At 69.3% G+C, this 19596-nt stretch carries 14 protein-coding genes and 3 rRNA genes; 7 read left to right on the forward strand and 10 right to left on the reverse strand.

The genetic code is table 11. The annotated features are described in order from the left end of the window. Window positions 1-24: 24 nt before the first annotated feature. Both ACQP2P_RS35225 and ACQP2P_RS35230 read right to left on the reverse strand, forming a co-directional pair. Window positions 25-1017 (reverse strand): HAD-IIA family hydrolase, encoded by a 993-nt coding sequence (locus tag ACQP2P_RS35225; protein ID WP_433608350.1) that lies wholly within the window; start codon window positions 1015-1017, stop codon window positions 25-27. Continuing rightward, window positions 1014-2141, reverse strand: a complete 1128-nt coding sequence (locus ACQP2P_RS35230; protein ID WP_433608352.1) for a hypothetical protein — start codon at window positions 2139-2141, stop codon at window positions 1014-1016. Before ACQP2P_RS35230 ends, ACQP2P_RS35225 begins: the two co-directional genes overlap by 4 nt. Here ACQP2P_RS35230 and ACQP2P_RS35235 point away from each other — a divergent pair. Beyond that, window positions 2031-4004, forward strand: a complete 1974-nt coding sequence (locus tag ACQP2P_RS35235; protein ID WP_433608354.1) for a hypothetical protein — start codon at window positions 2031-2033, stop codon at window positions 4002-4004. The genes ACQP2P_RS35230 and ACQP2P_RS35235 overlap by 111 nt on opposite strands. Window positions 4005-4006: 2 nt before the next feature. Here the strand turns inward: ACQP2P_RS35235 and rrf are convergent. The 4 genes from rrf to tyrS form a co-directional block, all read right to left on the reverse strand. Next, window positions 4007-4123: ribosomal RNA gene (gene rrf, locus ACQP2P_RS35240) — 5S ribosomal RNA — on the reverse strand. 111 nt (window positions 4124-4234) lie between these two features. Continuing rightward, window positions 4235-7342: ribosomal RNA gene (locus ACQP2P_RS35245) — 23S ribosomal RNA — on the reverse strand. 344 nt (window positions 7343-7686) lie between these two features. After that, a 16S ribosomal RNA gene (locus ACQP2P_RS35250) occupies window positions 7687-9201 on the reverse strand. The 16S, 23S and 5S rRNA genes sit together here, the layout of an rRNA operon. A 681-nt stretch (window positions 9202-9882) precedes the next feature. Next, entirely contained in the window at window positions 9883-11151 is a 1269-nt protein-coding gene (gene tyrS, locus ACQP2P_RS35255) for a tyrosine--tRNA ligase (RefSeq protein ID WP_433608356.1), read from the reverse strand. 97 nt (window positions 11152-11248) lie between these two features. Here tyrS and ACQP2P_RS35260 point away from each other — a divergent pair, with 97 nt between their 5' ends. The 3 genes from ACQP2P_RS35260 (at window position 11249) to ACQP2P_RS35270 (ending at window position 14750) form a co-directional block, all read left to right on the forward strand. Beyond that, window positions 11249-11557, forward strand: coding sequence for an antibiotic biosynthesis monooxygenase family protein (locus tag ACQP2P_RS35260; protein ID WP_433608358.1), 309 nt, complete (start codon window positions 11249-11251; stop codon window positions 11555-11557). Between the two features lie 2 nt (window positions 11558-11559). Further along, window positions 11560-13419 (forward strand): class I SAM-dependent methyltransferase, encoded by a 1860-nt coding sequence (locus tag ACQP2P_RS35265; RefSeq protein ID WP_433608360.1) that lies wholly within the window; start codon window positions 11560-11562, stop codon window positions 13417-13419. Between the two features lie 191 nt (window positions 13420-13610). After that, on the forward strand, window positions 13611-14750 hold the full coding sequence (locus ACQP2P_RS35270) for an NADP-dependent oxidoreductase (RefSeq protein WP_433608362.1): 1140 nt from the start codon (window positions 13611-13613) through the stop codon (window positions 14748-14750). A gap of 219 nt (window positions 14751-14969) precedes the next feature. Here ACQP2P_RS35270 and ACQP2P_RS35275 read toward each other — a convergent pair whose 3' ends face one another. Further along, on the reverse strand, window positions 14970-15761 hold the full coding sequence (locus ACQP2P_RS35275; RefSeq protein ID WP_433608364.1) for an SGNH/GDSL hydrolase family protein: 792 nt from the start codon (window positions 15759-15761) through the stop codon (window positions 14970-14972). Continuing rightward, window positions 15758-16132 (reverse strand): winged helix-turn-helix transcriptional regulator, encoded by a 375-nt coding sequence (locus ACQP2P_RS35280; protein WP_433608366.1) that lies wholly within the window; start codon window positions 16130-16132, stop codon window positions 15758-15760. The genes ACQP2P_RS35275 and ACQP2P_RS35280 overlap by 4 nt, the downstream gene beginning before the upstream one ends. A 68-nt stretch (window positions 16133-16200) precedes the next feature. On the opposite strand from ACQP2P_RS35280, the gene ACQP2P_RS35285 reads away from it, so the two are divergent. Continuing rightward, complete coding sequence (locus ACQP2P_RS35285; RefSeq protein ID WP_433608368.1) at window positions 16201-16767, forward strand: NAD(P)-dependent oxidoreductase; 567 nt, start codon at window positions 16201-16203, stop codon at window positions 16765-16767. Between the two features lie 69 nt (window positions 16768-16836). Here the strand turns inward: ACQP2P_RS35285 and ACQP2P_RS35290 are convergent, their stop codons facing one another. Together ACQP2P_RS35290 and ACQP2P_RS35295 are read right to left on the reverse strand one after the other, a co-directional pair. Then, on the reverse strand, window positions 16837-17445 hold the full coding sequence (locus tag ACQP2P_RS35290; protein WP_433608370.1) for a hypothetical protein: 609 nt from the start codon (window positions 17443-17445) through the stop codon (window positions 16837-16839). Between the two features lie 86 nt (window positions 17446-17531). Continuing rightward, window positions 17532-18089 carry a hypothetical protein gene (locus ACQP2P_RS35295; RefSeq protein ID WP_433608371.1) on the reverse strand — a complete coding sequence of 186 codons (558 nt, stop codon included), beginning with the start codon at window positions 18087-18089 and terminating at the stop codon, window positions 17532-17534. Window positions 18090-18124: 35 nt separating this feature from the next. On the opposite strand from ACQP2P_RS35295, the gene ACQP2P_RS35300 reads away from it, so the two are divergent. Together ACQP2P_RS35300 and ACQP2P_RS35305 are read left to right on the forward strand one after the other, a co-directional pair. Beyond that, window positions 18125-19129, forward strand: coding sequence for a hypothetical protein (locus ACQP2P_RS35300; protein WP_433608373.1), 1005 nt, complete (start codon window positions 18125-18127; stop codon window positions 19127-19129). A gap of 107 nt (window positions 19130-19236) precedes the next feature. Then, window positions 19237-19593: a YciI family protein gene (locus tag ACQP2P_RS35305; RefSeq protein ID WP_433608375.1), complete on the forward strand. Its 357-nt coding sequence runs from the start codon at window positions 19237-19239 to the stop codon at window positions 19591-19593. Window positions 19594-19596 lie beyond the last annotated feature (3 nt).

Raw genomic sequence — 19596 nt, forward strand, 5'->3', positions numbered from 1 at the left:
GCGCCCGGCCGGTCACAGCTCGTCCTACCCCAGCTTCAGCCACTTGAGCGCGGCCTGCGCGGCCTCACCCTCCCCGGTGATCGGCCGCACCTCCCCCGCCGCCCAAGCCACCTGGCACAGTGCGTTGAGGGCGTCCACGCGACGGCCGTCACCCGACAGCCGCCACTGCCCGTCACGATCCTCGACCCGCCATCCCGACGGCTGAGCCGCCGCGTCCTCGAACAGCCCGCCGAGGTCCTCGGCGACGAACGTGGGGCGCCGCTCGACCGGAGCCGCGAGCAGCTCCGCCGCGTCGGACACCCCGGTGAGCACGAGCAGGCTGTCCATCCCTGCCCGGTACGCGCCCTCGATGTCCGTGTCGAGCCGGTCCCCGACCACGAGCGGGCGCTGGGCCCCCCGTTCCCGGGCCGCCTCCACGAACAGCGCCGGGTCCGGCTTGCCCACGATCGTGTCCGGCTGCCGCCCCAGCGCCGTGGCCATCGCCACCACGAGCGACCCGTTGCCGGGCACCGGCCCGCGCGGCGAGGGCAGCGTCTTGTCGGCGTTGGTCGCGATCCAGGCCGCACCGCCGCGGATCGCCACGGCGGCGTCGCCGAGATCGCGCATCCGCACGTCCGGCCCGTACCCCTGCACCACGACCCGCGCCTGCTCCGCCTCCGTGACGGGCGTGAGCCCGACGGCGACGATCTCCTCGCGCAGCGCCGGCGCCCCGAGGATCAGCACCGGTGTGCCGGGCTCGAACCGCTCCGCCATGAGCAGCGCGGTCGCGTGCGCCGAGGTGACGACCTCGCGCGTCTGCGCCGGGATGCCGATCCGGGTGAGCAGCGCCGCGACGTCGCCGGGCAGCCGCGAGGCGTTGTTCGTCGCGTACGCGCTCGGGATCCCCCGCTCGCGCAGCTTCGCGCACGCCTCCGCCGCGCCGGGGATGACCTGGTCGACGAGGTACAGCACCCCGTCGAGATCAAAGATCACCAGGTCGTAGTGCCCGACCAGATCACCCGCCTGCGCGTCGCTCACGCCCGGCCCTTCCCGCCGCCGGTGTCCCCGCCCTTGGTGCCGGAGTCGTCCGCGTCGGAGCCGCCGGAGTCTTTGCCGGCCGCCTCCTGCTCGTCCGTACCGTCGTGGTCCCCGTCGACCTCATCATCGTCATCGTCGTCGTCACCGGCGGCGTCCTCGGAGTCCGCGGCCGCCTGGCCGGCGTCGTCGTGGTCACCGTCCGGCTCGTCGTCGTAGTCGTCCTCGTCGCCGTCTTCATCGCCGTCTTCATCGTCGCCGAGGTCGTCGTCGTAGTCGTCTTCGTCGTCTACGTCGTCGTCTTCTTCGTCGTCGTAGTCGTCCGCGTCCTCGTCGTCTTCGTCGTCGAGGTCGTCGTCCTCATCGTCTTCGTCGTCGTAACCGTCGTCGTCTGCGTCGTCATCGTCGCGGTCGTCATCGTCGTCCGCGTCGTAGTCGCCGTCGCGGCCGGCCGCACCGCCCTCGCCGCCCTCGAGCTCCTCGTCGTCATCCGCGTCGGCGTCGCCGTCGAGCGTGATCCCGTCGAGCTCGAGCAGCCGCTCGGCCGCGTCGGTGCGCAGGTCCTCGTCGAGGTCCGCGGCCCGGGCGAACCACTCCCGCGCCTCTTCCCGCCGTCCCGCGCGCAGCAGCGCATCGGCGTACGCGTACCGCAGCCGAGCCGCCCACGGCGCATCCGGCGCCGACGTCAGCTCGCGCACCTGCAGCATCGCCACCGCCGCGTCCGTCTGCCCGAGGTCCCCGCGCGCCCCGGCGGCGACGATGAGCAGCTCGACGATCTCCTCGGCCGAGAGCCGCTCCCGATCCGCCGTCCGGAAGAGGTCGATCGCCTTCTCCGGCCGCTCGAGTGCCCGCTCGCAGTCCGCGATCACCGCGATGTGGGTCTGCTTGCCCGTCATCCGGTGGTACGTCCGCAGCTCCCCGAGCGCCGTCTGCCACTCGCCCGCGTGGTACGCCGCGAGCCCCGCGGCCTCCCGCACGACGGCGATCCGCGACGCCTTCCGCCGCGCGACGAGCGCGTGCGCGAGCGCCAGCTCCGGGTCGTCGTCGATCAGCTGCCCGGCGGCAACGAGCCGGCGCGCGACCTCCTCGGCGACCGGGCGGGCGAGCGAACTGAGCTCCGAACGCACCTCACGGTCGAGCTCCGACGGGTCGATGTCGTCGGCCAGCACCGGGTCCGCAACGCGGCTGACGGCCTCGTCGCCACTGTCCTCGCTGCTGACGAAGCCGGGGTCATTGCTGCGCGGCCGATACCCACCGGCATCGCTGCGCCGCAGCCCCTCGGACCGCTGGAACCCGCCGGCCCGATCGCCGGTGTCCCGCCCGCGATCCCGGTCACGGAACCCGCCACCGCTGGGCCGGTCTCCCCGGTCGCGGAAGCCTCCGCCAGTGGGACGGTCGCCACGGTCACGGTCACGGAAGCCGCCACCGCTGGGCCGGTCACCGCGGTCGCGGAACCCGCCGCCAGTGGGACGATCGCCACGGTCACGGTCACGGAACCCGCCACCGCTGGGCCGCTCGCCCCGGTCGCGGAACCCGCCGCCAGTGGGACGATCGCCACGGTCACGGTCACGGAACCCGCCACCGCTGGGCCGCTCGCCCCGATCGCGGAACCCGCCACCGCTGGGCCGCTCGCCCCGATCGCGGAACCCGCCGCCACTGGGCCGGTCGCCACGGTCACGGAACCCGCCGCCGCTCGGACGGTCGCCACGGTCGCGGAAGCCGCCACCGCTCGGACGGTCACCCTGGTCACGGTCCCGGAATCCCGAGGGCCGATCCCCATCACGATCGCGCCGCTGGTACCCGCCACCGTCCCGATCCCGGAACGGCCGATCCCCGCGCGGCCCGCCATCGCGGTCACGGAATCCGCCGCCACTCGGCCGGTCGCCACGGTCGCGGAACCCACCGCCGGTGGGCCGGTCGCCACGGTCGCGGAACCCACCGCCGGTGGGCCGGTCACCCCGGTCACGGAACCCGCCACCGGTAGGCCGGTCTCCACGGTCGCGGTCGCGGAAGCCGCCACCGCTGGGCCGGTCCCCGTCACGGTCCCGCCGCTGGTACCCGCCACCGTCCCGATCCCCGCGGTACGGCCGTTCAGGCCGGTCCCCACGATCGCGGAACCCGCCACCACTGGGCCGGTCCCCGCCATCGCGGAACCCGCCGCCACTCGGACGGTCGCCGCGGAACCCGCCACCGCTGGGCCGGTCGCCGTCACGGTCCCGCCGCTGGTACCCGCCACCGTCCCGGTCACGGAACCCACCACCGGTGGGCCGGTCACCCCGGTCACGGAACCCACCACCGGCCGGCCGGTCGCCGCGATCGCGGTCGCGGAAGCCGCCACCGGTGGGCCGGTCCCCGTCACGGTCCCGCCGCTGGTACCCGCCACCGTCCCGATCCCCGCGGTACGGCCGCTCGGACCGATCCCCACGCGGGCCACCATCGCGGTCCCGGAAGCCGGACGGCCGCTCCCCACGAGCTCCACCGTCACGGTCACGGAAACCACCGCCGGTGGGCCGGTCACCACGGTCGCGGAACCCGCCACCGGTGGGCCGGTCACCCCGGTCACGGTCACGGAAGCCGCCACCGGTCGGGCGGTCGCCCCGGTCGCGGAACCCACCGCCGGTCGGGCGGTCGCCCCGGTCACGGTCACGGAAACCGCCGCCGCTGGGCCGGTCCCCGCGGTACCCGCCGCCGTCACGATTCGGCCGCTCGCCGCGGTCCCGGAACGGACGGTCACCGTCACGCCCACCCCGGAAATCACCCCGGCCGCGGTCATCCCGCGACTGGCCGCCGGCCCGATCGTCGCGAGCGTTCCCCCGCGGCCGATCACCGCCGTGGGAGCGAGAGTCATCCCGGCGCGGCCGGCGCTCCTGGCCGTCGCCGTCGTGTGGCATGTTCACGACTTCATCCTTCCCGACCGGGGTACGCCGTATGCGTTCGACCCGGTAAAACGAATCAAGGGCCGCCCAGACGGGCGGCCCTTGATCGAATGATTGTCCGGCGGCGTCCTACTCTCCCACACTCTCTCGGGTGCAGTACCATCGGCGCTGGAGGGCTTAGCTTCCGGGTTCGGAATGGGACCGGGCGTTTCCCCTCCGCTATGGCCGCCGTAACACTATGAACCTGTCAACCCCGCACACCCAGACGGTCTCCCGCCATTGGGGTGCGTTCGGTGTTGGTTCAGAATCACACAGTGGATGCAAGTCTTTACAGCTTGATGTTGTAGGTCAAGTCCTCGGCCTATTAGTACCGGTCAGCTCAAACCTGTTACCAGGCTTCCACTTCCGGCCTATCAACCCAGTGGTCTCGCTGGGGGCCTTAACCCTCAAGGGGTGGGATACCTCATCTCGAAGCGAGCTTCCCGCTTAGATGCTTTCAGCGGTTATCCCTTCCGAACGTAGCCAACCAGCCGTGCTCTTGGCAGAACAACTGGCACACCAGAGGTTCGTCCGTCCCGGTCCTCTCGTACTAGGGACAGCCCTTCTCAAGTATCCTACGCGCGCGGCGGATAGGGACCGAACTGTCTCACGACGTTCTAAACCCAGCTCGCGTACCGCTTTAATGGGCGAACAGCCCAACCCTTGGGACCTACTCCAGCCCCAGGATGCGACGAGCCGACATCGAGGTGCCAAACCATCCCGTCGATATGGACTCTTGGGGAAGATCAGCCTGTTATCCCCGGGGTACCTTTTATCCGTTGAGCGACACCGCTTCCACCTGCCAGTGCCGGATCACTAGTCCCGACTTTCGTCCCTGCTCGACCTGTCAGTCTCACAGTCAAGCCCCCTTGTGCACTTGCACTCAACACCTGATTGCCAACCAGGCTGAGGGAACCTTTGGGCGCCTCCGTTACATTTTAGGAGGCAACCGCCCCAGTTAAACTACCCACCAGACACTGTCCCTGAACCGGCTCACGGTCCAAGGTTAGATACCCAAATCCAACAGAGTGGTATTTCAAGCTTGCCTCCACCCCCACTGGCGTGAGGGTTTCATAGGCTCCCACCTATCCTACACAATCGAATTCGAGTACCAATGTCAAGCTATAGTGAAGGTCCCGGGGTCTTTCCGTCCTGCCGCGCGTAACGAGCATCTTTACTCGTAGTGCAATTTCGCCGGGCCTGTGGTTGAGACAGTGGGGAAGTCGTTACGCCATTCGTGCAGGTCGGAACTTACCCGACAAGGAATTTCGCTACCTTAGGATGGTTATAGTTACCACCGCCGTTTACTGGCGCTTAAGTTCTCCGCTTCGCCCCGAAGGACTAACAGGTCCCCTTAACGTTCCAGCACCGGGCAGGCGTCAGTCCATATACGTCGTCTTACGACTTAGCATGGACCTGTGTTTTTAGTAAACAGTCGCTTCCCCCTGGTCTCTGCGGCCACCAACCGCTCCACCAGCATGTGGTCTCACCATCGGTGGCCCCCCTTCTCCCGAAGTTACGGGGGCAATTTGCCGAGTTCCTTAACCACAGTTCGCCCGATCGCCTCGGTATTCTCTACCTGACCACCTGTGTCGGTTTGGGGTACGGGCCGCTCGAAACTCGCTAGAGGCTTTTCTCGGCAGCATGGGATCACTGGCTTCACCTGAAACGGCTCCGCTTCACGCCTCACCCTCATGTGCTGCGGATTTGCCTACAGCACGGGCTACACGCTTGCCCCGGCACAACCACCGGCCGGGCCCAGCTACCCTCCTGCGTCACCCCATCGCTTGCCTACTACCACCCGAGTTCCGAAACGCCGGCCATCCCCCCGAAAGGTTCAGACCATTGTGACGTTAGTACAAGCAGGTTCAGCATGGACGCTTCTACGCGGGTACGGGAATATCAACCCGTTGTCCATCGACTACGCCTCTCGGCCTCGCCTTAGGCCCCGACTCACCCAGGGCGGATTAGCCTGGCCCTGGAACCCTTGGTCATCCGGCGGCAGGGTTTCTCACCCTGCTTTCGCTACTCATGCCTGCATTCTCACTCGCGTCACCTCCACGGCTGGATCACTCCGCCGCTTCACCGGTGACACGACGCTCCCCTACCCATCCACACACCTGGACCACAAAGGCCTGGTACACGTGTGAATGCCACAGCTTCGGCGGTGTGCTTGAGCCCCGCTACATTGTCGGCGCGGAACCACTTGACCAGTGAGCTATTACGCACTCTTTCAAGGGTGGCTGCTTCTAAGCCAACCTCCTGGTTGTCTATGCGACCCCACATCCTTTACCACTTAGCACACGCTTAGGGGCCTTAGCTGGTGATCTGGGCTGTTTCCCTCTCGACTACGAAGCTTATCCCCCGCAGTCTCACTGCCACGCTCTCACTTACCGGCATTCGGAGTTTGGTTGACTTCAGTAAGCTTGTGGGCCCCCTAGGCCATCCAGTGCTCTACCTCCGGCAAGAAACACATGACGCTGCACCTAAATGCATTTCGGGGAGAACCAGCTATCACGGAGTTTGATTGGCCTTTCACCCCTAACCACAGATCATCCCCCAACTTTTCAACGTTGGTGGGTTCGGCCCTCCACGCGGTCTTACCCGCGCTTCAGCCTGCCCATGGCTAGATCACTCCGCTTCGGGTCTAGGACACGCGACTGAACGCCCTATTCAGACTCGCTTTCGCTACGGCTCCCCCACACGGGTTAACCTCGCCACGTATCACTAACTCGCAGGCTCATTCTTCAAAAGGCACGCCGTCACCCCCGACATAAAGCCAGGACGCTCCGACGGATTGTAGGCGCACGGTTTCAGGTACTATTTCACTCCCCTCCCGGGGTACTTTTCACCTTTCCCTCACGGTACTCGTCCGCTATCGGTCACCAGGGAGTATTTAGGCTTACCAGGTGGTCCTGGCAGATTCACGGCAGATTACAGGAGTCCGCCGCTACTCGGGAACACGCCAACACAGACCGCAAGTTTTCGCCTACCGGACTCTCACCGTCTACGGTGCCGCTTTCCAGCGGACTTCGACTAACCCACGATTTTCTGACTGTGCCACCAGCCGGCAGACCAGTGCAGACACGCCCCACAACCCCAGACATGCAACCCCTGCCGGGTATCACACATGCCTGGTTTAGCCTCATCCGCTTTCGCTCGCCACTACTCACGGAATCACAATTGTTTTCTCTTCCTGCGGGTACTGAGATGTTTCACTTCCCCGCGTTCCCTCTACCTGCCCTATGTGTTCAGGCAGGAGTGACACCACATGACTGGTGCCGGGTTCCCCCATTCGGACACCCTGGGATCACAGCTCGGTTGACAGCTCCCCCAGGCCTATCGCGGCCTCCCACGTCCTTCATCGGCTCCTGGTGCCAAGGCATCCACCGTACGCCCTCAGCAACTTGACCACAAAGCAATAAAGATGCTCGCATCCACTGTGCAATTCTCAACCAACACCAAACCCTGAACGTCGTATCAGCCCAAGCCTCCGGCCACCCACGACCGCGGTCCTCGGAACCGTCCAGGATCCATGTCCGAAACAAACCGTTGGTTGTTTCAGGACCCAACAGGGTGCCTATACTCCCCAGCCGCCGCACCAACCACGCGTTCCACGCCACATCACTGCAGCAGTACTAACGAGCCGGCCGTTGCCAACCAGGAATGTCGCCAGTGTCTCCGCCATTGAGCACCCCACCAGCACACTCGGCTGGCGCGGGCTCCTTACAGTCTTTCGACCGAAGGTGCTCCTTAGAAAGGAGGTGATCCAGCCGCACCTTCCGGTACGGCTACCTTGTTACGACTTCGTCCCAATCGCCAGCCCCACCTTCGACGGCTCCCTCCACAAGGGTTGGGCCACCGGCTTCGGGTGTTGCCGACTTTCGTGACGTGACGGGCGGTGTGTACAAGGCCCGGGAACGTATTCACCGCAGCGTTGCTGATCTGCGATTACTAGCGACTCCGACTTCACGGGGTCGAGTTGCAGACCCCGATCCGAACTGAGACCGGCTTTTTGGGATTCGCTCCACCTCACGGTATCGCAGCCCTTTGTACCGGCCATTGTAGCATGCGTGAAGCCCTGGACATAAGGGGCATGATGACTTGACGTCATCCCCACCTTCCTCCGAGTTGACCCCGGCAGTCTTCGATGAGTCCCCGGCCGAACCGCTGGCAACATCGAACAAGGGTTGCGCTCGTTGCGGGACTTAACCCAACATCTCACGACACGAGCTGACGACAGCCATGCACCACCTGTGAACGGCCCCGAAGGACCCGGCATCTCTGCCGGATTACCGTACATGTCAAACCCAGGTAAGGTTCTTCGCGTTGCATCGAATTAATCCGCATGCTCCGCCGCTTGTGCGGGCCCCCGTCAATTCCTTTGAGTTTTAGCCTTGCGGCCGTACTCCCCAGGCGGGGCGCTTAATGCGTTAGCTGCGGCACAGAGAACCGGAGAGGCCCCCCACACCTAGCGCCCAACGTTTACAGCGTGGACTACCAGGGTATCTAATCCTGTTCGCTCCCCACGCTTTCGCTCCTCAGCGTCAGTATCGGCCCAGAGACCCGCCTTCGCCACCGGTGTTCCTCCTGATATCTGCGCATTTCACCGCTACACCAGGAATTCCAGTCTCCCCTACCGAACTCAAGCCTGCCCGTATCAGCTGCAAGCCCACAGTTGAGCTGCGGGTTTTCACAGCTGACGCAACAAGCCGCCTACGAGCTCTTTACGCCCAATAAATCCGGACAACGCTCGCGCCCTACGTCTTACCGCGGCTGCTGGCACGTAGTTGGCCGGCGCTTCTTCTCCAGGTACCGTCACTTGCGCTTCGTCCCTGTCGAAAGAGGTTTACAACCCGAAGGCCTTCATCCCTCACGCGGCGTCGCTGCATCAGGCTTCCGCCCATTGTGCAATATTCCCCACTGCTGCCTCCCGTAGGAGTCTGGGCCGTGTCTCAGTCCCAGTGTGGCCGGTCGCCCTCTCAGGCCGGCTACCCGTCGTCGCCTTGGTAGGCCATCACCCCACCAACAAGCTGATAGGCCGCGAGCCCATCCCAAGCCGAAAAACTTTCCACACCCCACGATGCCGTAGGGCATGAATATTCGGTATTAGCCCCCGTTTCCGAGGGTTATCCCAAAGCCTGGGGCAGGTTACTCACGTGTTACTCACCCGTTCGCCGCTCGAGTACCCCGAAGGGCCTTTCCGCTCGACTTGCATGTGTTAAGCACGCCGCCAGCGTTCGTCCTGAGCCAGGATCAAACTCTCCAACAAAACCTACGTTGGTGAATCAATCACCCGGCAACAAACATGTTGTCACCAAAGGAATCCCAGACACGCAACACACTCCCGAAGAAGCGCGCCCATGCCACGGGGTAAAAATCATTTGGCACTGGCTTAACAAGCACCCTGTTGAGTTCTCAAACAACCAACACACACCGCCGAGCCGCACCGTTTCCAGCACCGCCCGCCCGGGGCATTTCGTACCATTCTAGTCTAGCATGTCCGCTTCGTTGTGTCAAGTCCGTCTTACGGGACTTTGTCCAGTTTCACGAACGCACAACAACCCTTCCGGATACCCGGCCGAGTGTCGTAGGCTGTCGGCAAGACGTCCGCTGCGGCTCACTCTCGCGACCCGCGGTCTTCGTCCGTTTCCCTGCCGAGGAAGAACCTTACCCGCTCCTCGGCCAACATCCAAATCGTGTCTGCCGGCCGTTTTGCGGGCACGATCACTCGCCGGTCACCCGGTTTTATGATCGATTTGGTTTCGACAGGACGACCGCCGCGGCGCGACTGGCGCTCCGCTATCTCGTCCGTTTCCCTGCCGGTCCTCTACCCTACCCGGCCTTCCGATCTCCACCAAATCGATCGCTCTCTTCGGTGTTGACGGGCGCGCCGGGCGCCTGTAGCGAGGACAGAAGCTACGCGGCGCCCGGCGCGGGAGTCAAATCGAGGTCATCCGCCGGCGAGCTCGACGCCGGCGAACGTGCGCTTCCCCTTGCGCAGCACCAGGAGCCCGCCCGCGAGGGCCCGCTCCGCGGCCACGACCTCCTCGGGATCGGACACGCGCTCGTTGTTCACGTACGCACCGCCCTCCGACACCGTGCGCCGTGCCTCGTTGCGGCTGGAGGCCAGCCCGGCCGCGATGAACAGGTCCGCAACCGTCGAGCCGGGCGGGGCCTGCACGAGGCCGGCCTCGCTCAGCGCGGCCCGCAGCGTCGACGCCGACAGTTCGCCCAGTGCGCCCCGGCCGAACAGCGCCTGACTCGCGGCGATCACCTGCGCGGTCTCCCCGGGTCCGTGCACGATCTTGGACATCTCCTCCGCGAGGCGCCGTTGCCCGAGCCGGGCCGCGGGTCGCTCCGCGGTCTCCTTCTCGATGGCCTCGATCTCCTCGCGCTCCAGGAACGTGAGCTTGCGCAACAGGCTGCCGACGACGGCGTCCTCGAGGTTCACGAAGTACTGGTACAACGCGTAGGGGCTGGTCAGTTCGGCGTCCATCCAGAGGCTGCCGCCGCCGGTGGACTTGCCGAGCTTCTCCCCCGCGGAGTTCACCAGCAGCGGCGTGGCCAGCAGGTGCACGGAGGCGCCCTCCACGCGATGGATCAGGTCGGTGCCGGCCGTGAGGTTGCCCCACTGGTCGCTGCCGCCGGTCTGGAGACGGCAGTCATACCGGCGGTACAACTCCAGGAAATCCATTCCCTGGAGAATCTGGTAACTGAACTCGGTGTAGCTGATCCCCGCATCGGAGTTGAGCCGTGCGCTCACCGCGTCCTTGGTGAGCATCTTGTTGACCCGGAAGTGCTTGCCGATCTCCCGCAGGAAGTCGATCGCCGACATGGACGCGGTCCAGTCGTAGTTGTTGACCATCCGGGCGGCGTTGCTGCCGGTGAAGTCGAGGAACGGCTCGATCTGTCCACGCAGCTTCTCGACCCACTCCGCGACCTGGTCGACCGAGTGCAGCTGCCGCTCGGCGGACGGTCGCGGGTCACCGATCAGGCCGGTCGCGCCGCCGACGAGGGCGAGCGGCCGGTGCCCGGCCAGCTGCAGCCGGCGTACCGTCAGCACCTGGAAGAGATGGCCGATGTGCAGGCTCGGCGCCGTGGGGTCGAACCCGCAGTAATAGGTGATCGGCCCCTTCGCCATCTCCTTGCGGAGTTCGTCGAGGTCGGTCGAGAGCGCGATCATGCCGCGCCACTGCAGATCTTCGAGCACATCGGTCATGGGCGCGATTGTCCCACCAGCACCCGGGCGGCTCCCACTGCATTCGGTCCGGCCAGGGTGAAGGAGTTTTGTCGTACCCGGTCGCTAGGGTTGGGGCATGGCAGTCGTGAAGATCAACGCGATCGAGGTTCCCGAGGGCGCCGGCCCCGAGCTGGAGCGCCGGTTCGCCGCCCGGCACGGCGCGGTCGAGGGCCAGCCGGGCTTCCTGGGCTTCGAGCTGCTGCGTCCAATGGCCGGCGAGACCCGCTACTTCGTCTACACGAAGTGGGAGTCCGAGGAGCACTTCCAGGCCTGGTCCAGCGGCCCGGCCCGCGAGGCCCACGCGGGTGAGCGTGGCCGCCCGGTCGCGACGGGCGCGAGCCTGCTGGAGTTCGAGGTCGTCGAGCACGCGGACCCGCGGGACTGACCATGGCGCGCTTCGTCCTCTTCCCCGGCCGCCATCACCTGCTGACCCGTTTCCAGGCGGCTTACCTGCGAGCCTTGGTGAAGAGCGAGGACGGCATCGGTACTGCCGGTGAATCCGCCGCCTCGCCTCCCACGATCGTCTGGGCGGTGACGAGCGCCAACCACCAGAACACCAAGCGCAATCCGGTGTCGTATGACCGCCGCGAGGCCGCCATCGAGCGCTTCAGCGTCCAGGAGGGCCTGCGCTCGCTGGTCGTGCCGGTCTTCGACACCGCGCCCACCGATCGCTTCGCCGAAGTCACGCTCAAGAGCGTCGAGTCGGTCCTGGGTCACCGTCTGACGCCGGACGACACCGTGGTGGCCTGCTCGACGCCCGAGGTCGCCGCGCTGTATTCGGCCCTCGGCTTCCCCATCGCCCCGGTGGAGGCCGACACGGCGTTCACCGCCTCGCCCCCGGGGGCCGGCCCGATCGCCACCATCACGCCGCCCGGCCCCGAGCGCGCCGCCACCTCGCCCGCGCAGGCCGGTCCCACCGCCACCGCCCATTCGTCCGAGGAGCCTGGGCCCGCCGCCGCCGTCCACACGCCCGAGGAGCCTGGGCCCGCCGCCGCCGTCCACACGCCCGAGGAGCCTGGGCCCGCCGCCGCCGTCGACACGCCCGACGAGCCTGGGCCGACCGCGAGCGTCCACACGCCCGGCTCCGAAGGCACCGAAGGCTCGCCCGAGCCTCACCCGGCCGCGGTGCCCGAGCGGCCGTGGGACGTGCTCCTGCGCCTGGCCGGCGGCGACCCGTCCTGGCGCGAGGCGGCGCACCCGGCGACGCTGGACGTCTACGACCGCTACCGCCTCGGCGAGCAGGTCGCCCTCGTGGTGAACGACCCCGTCGTCGGCGAGGAGGGCGGGCTGACCACGACCCGCGACTACCGCACCTACGCCGAGGCGTTCGAGGCCAGCGCCGAGCGCAAGTGGGACCTCGTCAAGCGCCACGTCCGCCCCGGCCGGATCGTCGACGTCGGCTGCGGCGCGGGCGCCGTGCTCGCCCTCGCCGACCGCGAGCCGGCCCTGCGCGAGAGCGACCTGATCGGCGTCGAGGTCGCCCGCCACCTCTACGAGGAGTGCGTGCACCGCAAGGCCCAGGGCTGGTTCACCAACCCCAACGTGTACTTCTACTGCCGCAACGTCCTCGGCGGCGCCGTCTTCCCGCCGCGCTCGATCGACACGACCCTGACGTTCGCGCTGACGCACGAGATCTGGTCCTACGGGCACCAGATGGACTCGCTGCGCGCGTTCGCCCAGGCCATCTACGACCACACGGTCCCCGGCGGCGTCTGGATCAACTCCGACGTCTGCGGCCCCGACAACCGCGCGCTGCGGGTCCGCCTGTCGCTGCAGGGCAGCCCGCCGGCGCCCACGGCGCAGCCCGATCCCGCCGCCCTGGACGAGCTGAGCCGGGACGAGATCGCGGCCCACGTCGAGGCCCTCTCCACCCGGGCGCGGCTGGACCGCTTCGCCGCGGACTTCCACTTCCCGCTGCCCTACAAGGACCTCGAGGACCCCTCCGACCCCGGCGCGGTCGAGATCGCCCTGTCCGACGCCATGGAGTTCCTCACCCACAAGGACTACCCCGACAACTGGCTTTCCGAGGCCCACGAGCAGTTCTGCGGCCTGGAGTTCGCCGACTGGAAGGCCCTGCTGACCGACGTCGGCTTCGAGGTCGACCCGGCGTCGCACTCCTGGCGCAACGACTGGATCGTCGAGCACCGCATCCGCCCCTACGCCCGGCTGTCCACACTGGACGGCCACCCGCTCGACTGGCCCGACACCCACGTCCTGCTGGTCGCCCGCCGCCCCTTGAACACCTGACACCACGGCCGCCACGGGCGTCGCGGGCCGACCGCGCACCCGCCGCCGCCCGTGCGCGACTCCGGCATGACCCGTCCGACCCGCCCAGACTCAGACTCAGGCCCGGCCGCGTGGCGCTGCCGGCCCGCATCCCGGCCCGGCGAGCGCGGCCGGGCGACCACCGACAGATCGGGGGGCACAGCGTGAAGGCGTTGCAGTATTCCGAGTACGGGCCGTCGAGCGTCCTGCACATCGTCGAGCGCGCCGAGCCGGAGCCGCCGGCCGGGCGCATCCGCATCGCCGTACGGGCCGTGGGGGTGAACCCCTTCGACTGGAAGGTGCGCAGCGGCGCCTTCGGCACTGCTCCGCAGCGCCTCCCGATGATCCCCCACTCGGACGCGGCCGGGGTCGTCGAGGCCCTGGGCGAGGGCGTCGAGGGCGTGGCGGTCGGCGACGAGGTGTTCGGGGTGGCCGAGGGCGGCGCGGCCGCCGAGCACGCGATCCTGCGCCACTGGACGGCGAAGCCCCGGGCCCTGAGCTTCACCGAGGCCGCGGGTCTGCCCAACGTGGTCGAGACCGCCGGCCGCGCCCTGGACCTGCTCGGCCTCGGCCGGCCCCAGCCGCCCGCGACCGCACACGGCGGGGCAACCGCGCACGGCGGGGTGAGCACGGGCGACGCCGCGAGCACGGGCGACGCCAGGACCGGCGCATCGGCGGCCCCCAGTTCCCCGACACCCACCACTGCCGCTGCGCCAGCCGGCGGCACAGCAACCAGCGGCGTACCAGGCGGCGCAGCAACCAGCGGTGAATCGGGTCGCGAGGAGCGTGCGGCCCGCCGGGACGACGCGCAGCCCGCCGCGGGCGTGACGCTCGTCGTCAACGGCGCCGCCGGCGGGGTCGGGATCGCCGCGGTGCAGATCGCCATCGCTCGCGGGGCCACGGTCATCGGCACCGCGAGCGAGCGCAACCACGACTTCCTGCGGGGGCTGGGGGTAATCCCGGTGACGTACGGGCCGGGGCTCGCCGACCGCATCCGCGCGCTCGCGCCGGACGGGGTCGACCGGGCGCTGGACACGGCCGGGCGCGGGGCCGTCGCCGAGCTCGTCACGCTCACCCCGACGCCCGCGGACGTGGTGAGCATCGCCGACTTCGACGCGCCGAAGCTCGGGGCGCGGGTCACCGACGGCTCGGAGGGCCGCGCGTACCAGACGATGCACGAGGTCGCCGCCCTCTACACCGCGGGTCGCTTCTCGATGCCGGTCGAGCGCACGTTCCCGCTGGAGGAGGCCGCGGCCGCGAACGACCTGAGCGAGTCCGGCCACGTCCGCGGCAAGATCGTCATCACCATCTGACCGCCCCGCCGCGAGCCCGGGAGCCGGCCGCCGGGGGGAGCTAGAGCAACCGGGCGGGAGCCCGGGAACGGGCGCGCCGTCCTTCGCGGGTGGCACCGGCTACGCCGAACTGGACGCGATCACGCTGCCGTGCGGTTCGGGCGCACCCGGCGGGAGCGCCGGACCACCAGCCGGACCACCAGACCACCAGCCGGGGAGTGCCGGCCGGGGAGCGCCGGCTCAGGGGCCGAGGTCCACCGGGGCCGGGGTGGCCCGCTTGCAGACCCGGTTGTCGCCCGAGCTGCGGCCCATCACGTGGCGGGCGGCCCACGGCAGCATGTGCCGGCGCATCCAGGCCAGCTCCGCGGTGATCGCCCGGTGGCGGGGGCGGCGCACCGGCGGCGGCAGCGACGCGTTCCAGGAGTCGTCGAAGCCGGGGAGGCCGAGGGCGTACGCGAGGGCGCGGCCGATGCGCTCGTGACCGGCGCTGTTCGCGTGCAGGCGGTCGTCGCTCCACAGGCGCGGGTCGGAGGCCACCGGGTGCGCGCCGAGGTCCAGCAGGATCGCGCCACTGTCCGCGGTCACCTTGCGGATGGCCTCGTTGAGGGCCAGGACGCGGCCGCGCAGGGGCTTGGCGATGGGCATCACCGGGGCCGGGTCCGGCAGCGTGAAGGTGAGGACGGTCGCGCCCGAGGAGACCAGGGCGTCCTGCATGGCGAAGATGTCGGCGGCCACCGCGGACACGTCGAAGGAGCCGCGGAGGATGTCGTTCATGCCCGCCACGACGGTGGCCAGGTCCGGCTCCAGGGCCACCGCGGGGGCCAGCTGCTCGGCGCGGATCCGGGCCGTGGTGCGGCCGCGGATGGCCAGATTGGCGTATTCCAGGACCGGCCCGCCGCCGGACTGCGACCGCGCCACGTGCTCGGCGAAGCGGTCCGCCCAGCCTCGGTAGCCGCCCCGGCCGTCCGGGTCGTCCATGCCCTCCGTGGTGCTGTCGCCGATGGCGACGTATCGGCGGTACACCCTCGTCATGACGTGCGCGAGGCGTAGGCGGCGCGGGCCGACTCGACGGTCGGCAGGTGCTCGGCCGCCCAGGCGCGGCAGGCGTCCATCGCCGGGAAGAGGGTGCGGCCGAGGTCCGTGATGGCGTATTCGACGCGCGGCGGGAGCTCGTCGTAGGCGGCCCGGGTGATCATGCCGTCGCGCTCGAGGGCGCGCAGGGTCTCCGCGAGCACCTTCGCCGACACGCGGCGCAGCGGCACGCGCAGCTCGGTGAAGCGGCGGGGGGTGCCGTCGCGCAGGCAGGTCAGGACCATGCCCGCCCACTTGTCGCCGATCTGGAACGGCGTCGCGGACGACGGGCAGGCCGGGTCGAACAGGTCCGGCGGCAGCGGTGCGCGCATGCGCTCACGGTAACGCGCGCCCCGGTTACGTTGCAGTTACCGGGGTCTCCCGTTCTACGGTCCCGGGCATGACCAGGACAGTGGTGTTCGGAGCGGGTGGGCGGGCCGGTCGTGCGGTGCTGGCGGAGGCGCGGCGGCGCGGTGTCACGGCGACCGCGGTGGTGCGGGATCCGGGGAGGTACCCGGACCTGGAGCACGCGGTGGCCGGGGACGTCACCGACGCGGCGCTCGTGGCCCGCGCGGCGCACGGGCACGACACGGCGATCGTGACGGTGTACAGCGCGGATCAGCACGACTACGCGGCGGCGATGGAACACCTGCTCGAGGGGCTGGAGCGGGCCGGCGTCCACCGGCTGCTCGTCGTCGGGCTCGCCCCCACGCTCGGGCCGCTGCCCGAGGACTTCCCGGCCGCCTGGCGGCCGTTCGTGGAGGCGCGCCGCGCGGAGCTGGCGGTGCTGCACCGCTACGAGGGGCCCGTCGACTGGGTGGTCGTCACCCCGCCGATGGAGCTGGTGGCGAGCGGTGACGGCGGATACACCTACGCGGCGCTGGCGGCGGCACTGCTCGACGAGGTCGTCGCAGGCCGCCACCACCGCCGCCAGATCGCAGCCGGCGGCCAGACCGACTCCCGGTAGGCCCGCAACGTCCGCGTGGACAGCCACACCAGCCGGCATATGGACATACTCGCCGGCGAGTGAGGGGCGCTACGCGGACGCGGCGAACGCCTCGAACTGCTCGGCCACCCCGGTCAGGTGCTCCTGCTCGTGCGACGAGCCGTCCGGGGTCGAGACGCGCCAGCGCCGCTGCCCCGGCACGATCGCGACCCGGATCGAGGCGCCGTCCTCCCGCCACAGCTCGGCCGACGTGTTGTCCTCGTCGAGCCGGCCGATCAAGTCGCGGATGTCGTCCCCGGTCGGATGATGGGCCAGCGACCCGTCCTCGGTCGTCATTCTCGGCACCGGCACCCGCAGCAGCCGCCGCGGCTGCCAGAGCGCCGCAGGCTGATGGCGACCGGGCCGCTGGAAACACAGCAGCTCGCACTCGTCGGCCAGCTTGTGGATGAACTGCAGCGCCTCGCCGGGCGCGTCCCGGTGCAGCACCAGCAGCACGTGCGTGCCCTCGCCGACGACCGGCTCCGCCCACAGCGCCGGATCGACTCCCGTCCGCACCTCGCGGTCGAAGCGCTCTACGCCGGGATCGACGATCGCCCATTCCGCGTCGCCGCGCCGCAACGCCTCGTAACGGTCGACACCCTGGTCAACCGTGATCGGCCGGGCCTCGTACCAGACACCAACCTCGATCAACTCCGCCATGGAAGACCAACCTACGGAACCGGCGGAAATGGGCGCAACTCAGCCACGCTGGGTGCCGAATCCATCACCCGATCCCCGTTTTACCCTCAGTGATCATCACTCTGCGCTATGTGGCGCGCGGCGACCGTCTCGACCAGTCCCCCGGCCGCGTGCGTGGTCACCGTCAGCGGGCCGCCCGTATCCCCTGGCAGATCCAGGATCACGGCGGTGAGCGGGAGTGCGGCGACCCGGCCGTGGGCGGTCAGCCGCCCGGCCGGCTCGGCCCGCGCCCCGGCGATGTCGGTCCAGAGCACCGTCACGGACGGGTGACGACGCGGCGACAGTCCGCGCGGGCGCAGCGTCAGGCCGTCGTCGCCGGTCGTGATGCACACCGGCACGCCGCCGCCGAACAGCAGGGCGAGGCCGGGGCCGAGCTCCCAGATGAGCGCCGCGCGCTCCAGCGGCACGCGGCCGAACCAGCGCAGGGCGCCGGCGGCGTGCGCGGCCCGCTGCCGGCGACGCGCCCACCACTGGGCCAGCAGCACGGGGCCCACCGCGGCCGCGGTGATGCCGGCGAAGGCCAGGGCCGCGGGCCAGCGCCCGAGCAGCGGCAGCCCGACCGGTACCGCGGCGGCGAGCCCGAGCCACCAGCCGCGCCCCCGCACCGGGTCAACGCTACGCGGGCGGGGCATGATGGGGCATGCCCTCTGCGCGCCCCTTTCGGCTGCTCCTGGCGGCCGCGGTCCTGCTCCTGGCCGTGGCCGGCTGCGGCGGCAAGGAGGCCCCGCCGGCCGCCGTGCCGCAGTTCGCCTCCGCCCCGGTCTCGGCCGCGCAGCCGAGTTCCGCGCAGCCGAGTTCCGCCCCGCCCCCGTCCAGCGCCGCCCCGCCGGCCGCGCCCACCAGCGCCGCCCCCGTCGCCGTCCCGGCCGGCGTCACCGCGGGCATCGTGATCTACGACCGGCAGACGAACGCGTACGTCCTGCAGCAGAAGCCGAGCTGGCGGTTCCGCTCCGCGTCGCTGGTCAAGCTGCTCATCGCGCTCGACTACTTCTGGAACAAGGGCCCCGCCTACCCGGTGCCGGCCGCCGACCAGCCCAAGCTCCAGGTGATGCTGCGCAGCAGCGACGACGCGGCCGCGACCGGGCTGTGGAAGGCCGACGGGCAGCGCGAGATCGTCAGCCGCATGGTGCAGCGGCTCGGGCTGCGCGACACCGCACCCCCGCCGGTCAGCCAGCCGGGGTACTGGGGCTACACGGCGATCAGCGCGGGCGACCTGGTGCGGGTGTACCAGTACATCCTCGACGAGGCGCCGGCCCCGGTGCGCGAGTTCATCATGGGCAACCTGCACCAGACCACGAAGTGCGGGACCGACCACTACGACCAGTCCTTCGGCATCCCGAGCGCGTTCAAGGCCCCGCGCTCGGCCAAGCAGGGCTGGTCGGGCTTCGGCGACGACCCGGCCACCCCGTGCGTGGCCGGCGCCGGCTACGACGGCGGCGCGCGGTTCGTGCCGGCCGCGGCCGGGCCGAACGCGCCCGACATGATGGGCGAGGTGCTGCACACCACGGGCACCGTCGGGGAGAACGACCGGTACATCGTGGCCGTGCTGTCGGTACACCCGGATGGTTCGCAGTTCGCGAAGGCGGCCGCCACCCTCACGAACATCACGAAGGCGCTGCCCCTGCCGGCGTCCACCAAGCTCTAGGACGAACGACTCCGGGAAGTTCACGCGCCCCGCCCGGCGGTCGTGTAGAGACCGACCCGACGGCTCCGACCACCTCGTGACGCCTTTCCTGAGAGGAATCTTCTGCGATGAAGTACCTGCTGCTGATCCACATGAACCCCGACGTGTGGTCGACGCTCACCCAGGCCGACATCGACGAGGTGATGTCCGGGCACGACCGGTTCATCAAGACCATCACCGAGTCCGGCGAGCTGATCCGCACCGACGCGCTCGGCGGGCCCGAGCAGAGCGCGGTCGTGCGGGTGCGCTCCGGCGCGGCGACGGTCACCGACGGGCCCTACGTCGAGGCCAAGGAGTTCCTCGCCGGGTTCTACCTGGTCGAGTGCGAGTCCCGGGACCGCGCGTGCGAGCTCGCCGCCATGATCCCGGATGCCAAGTGGAACGCGATCGAGGTGCGCGCCATCGTGCACACCCAGGAGAAGTGACCC

The sequence above is a fragment of the Dactylosporangium sp. CA-139114 genome (assembly GCF_050955725.1).
In the GTDB taxonomy this organism is placed as follows: Bacteria; Actinomycetota; Actinomycetes; order Mycobacteriales; family Micromonosporaceae; genus Dactylosporangium.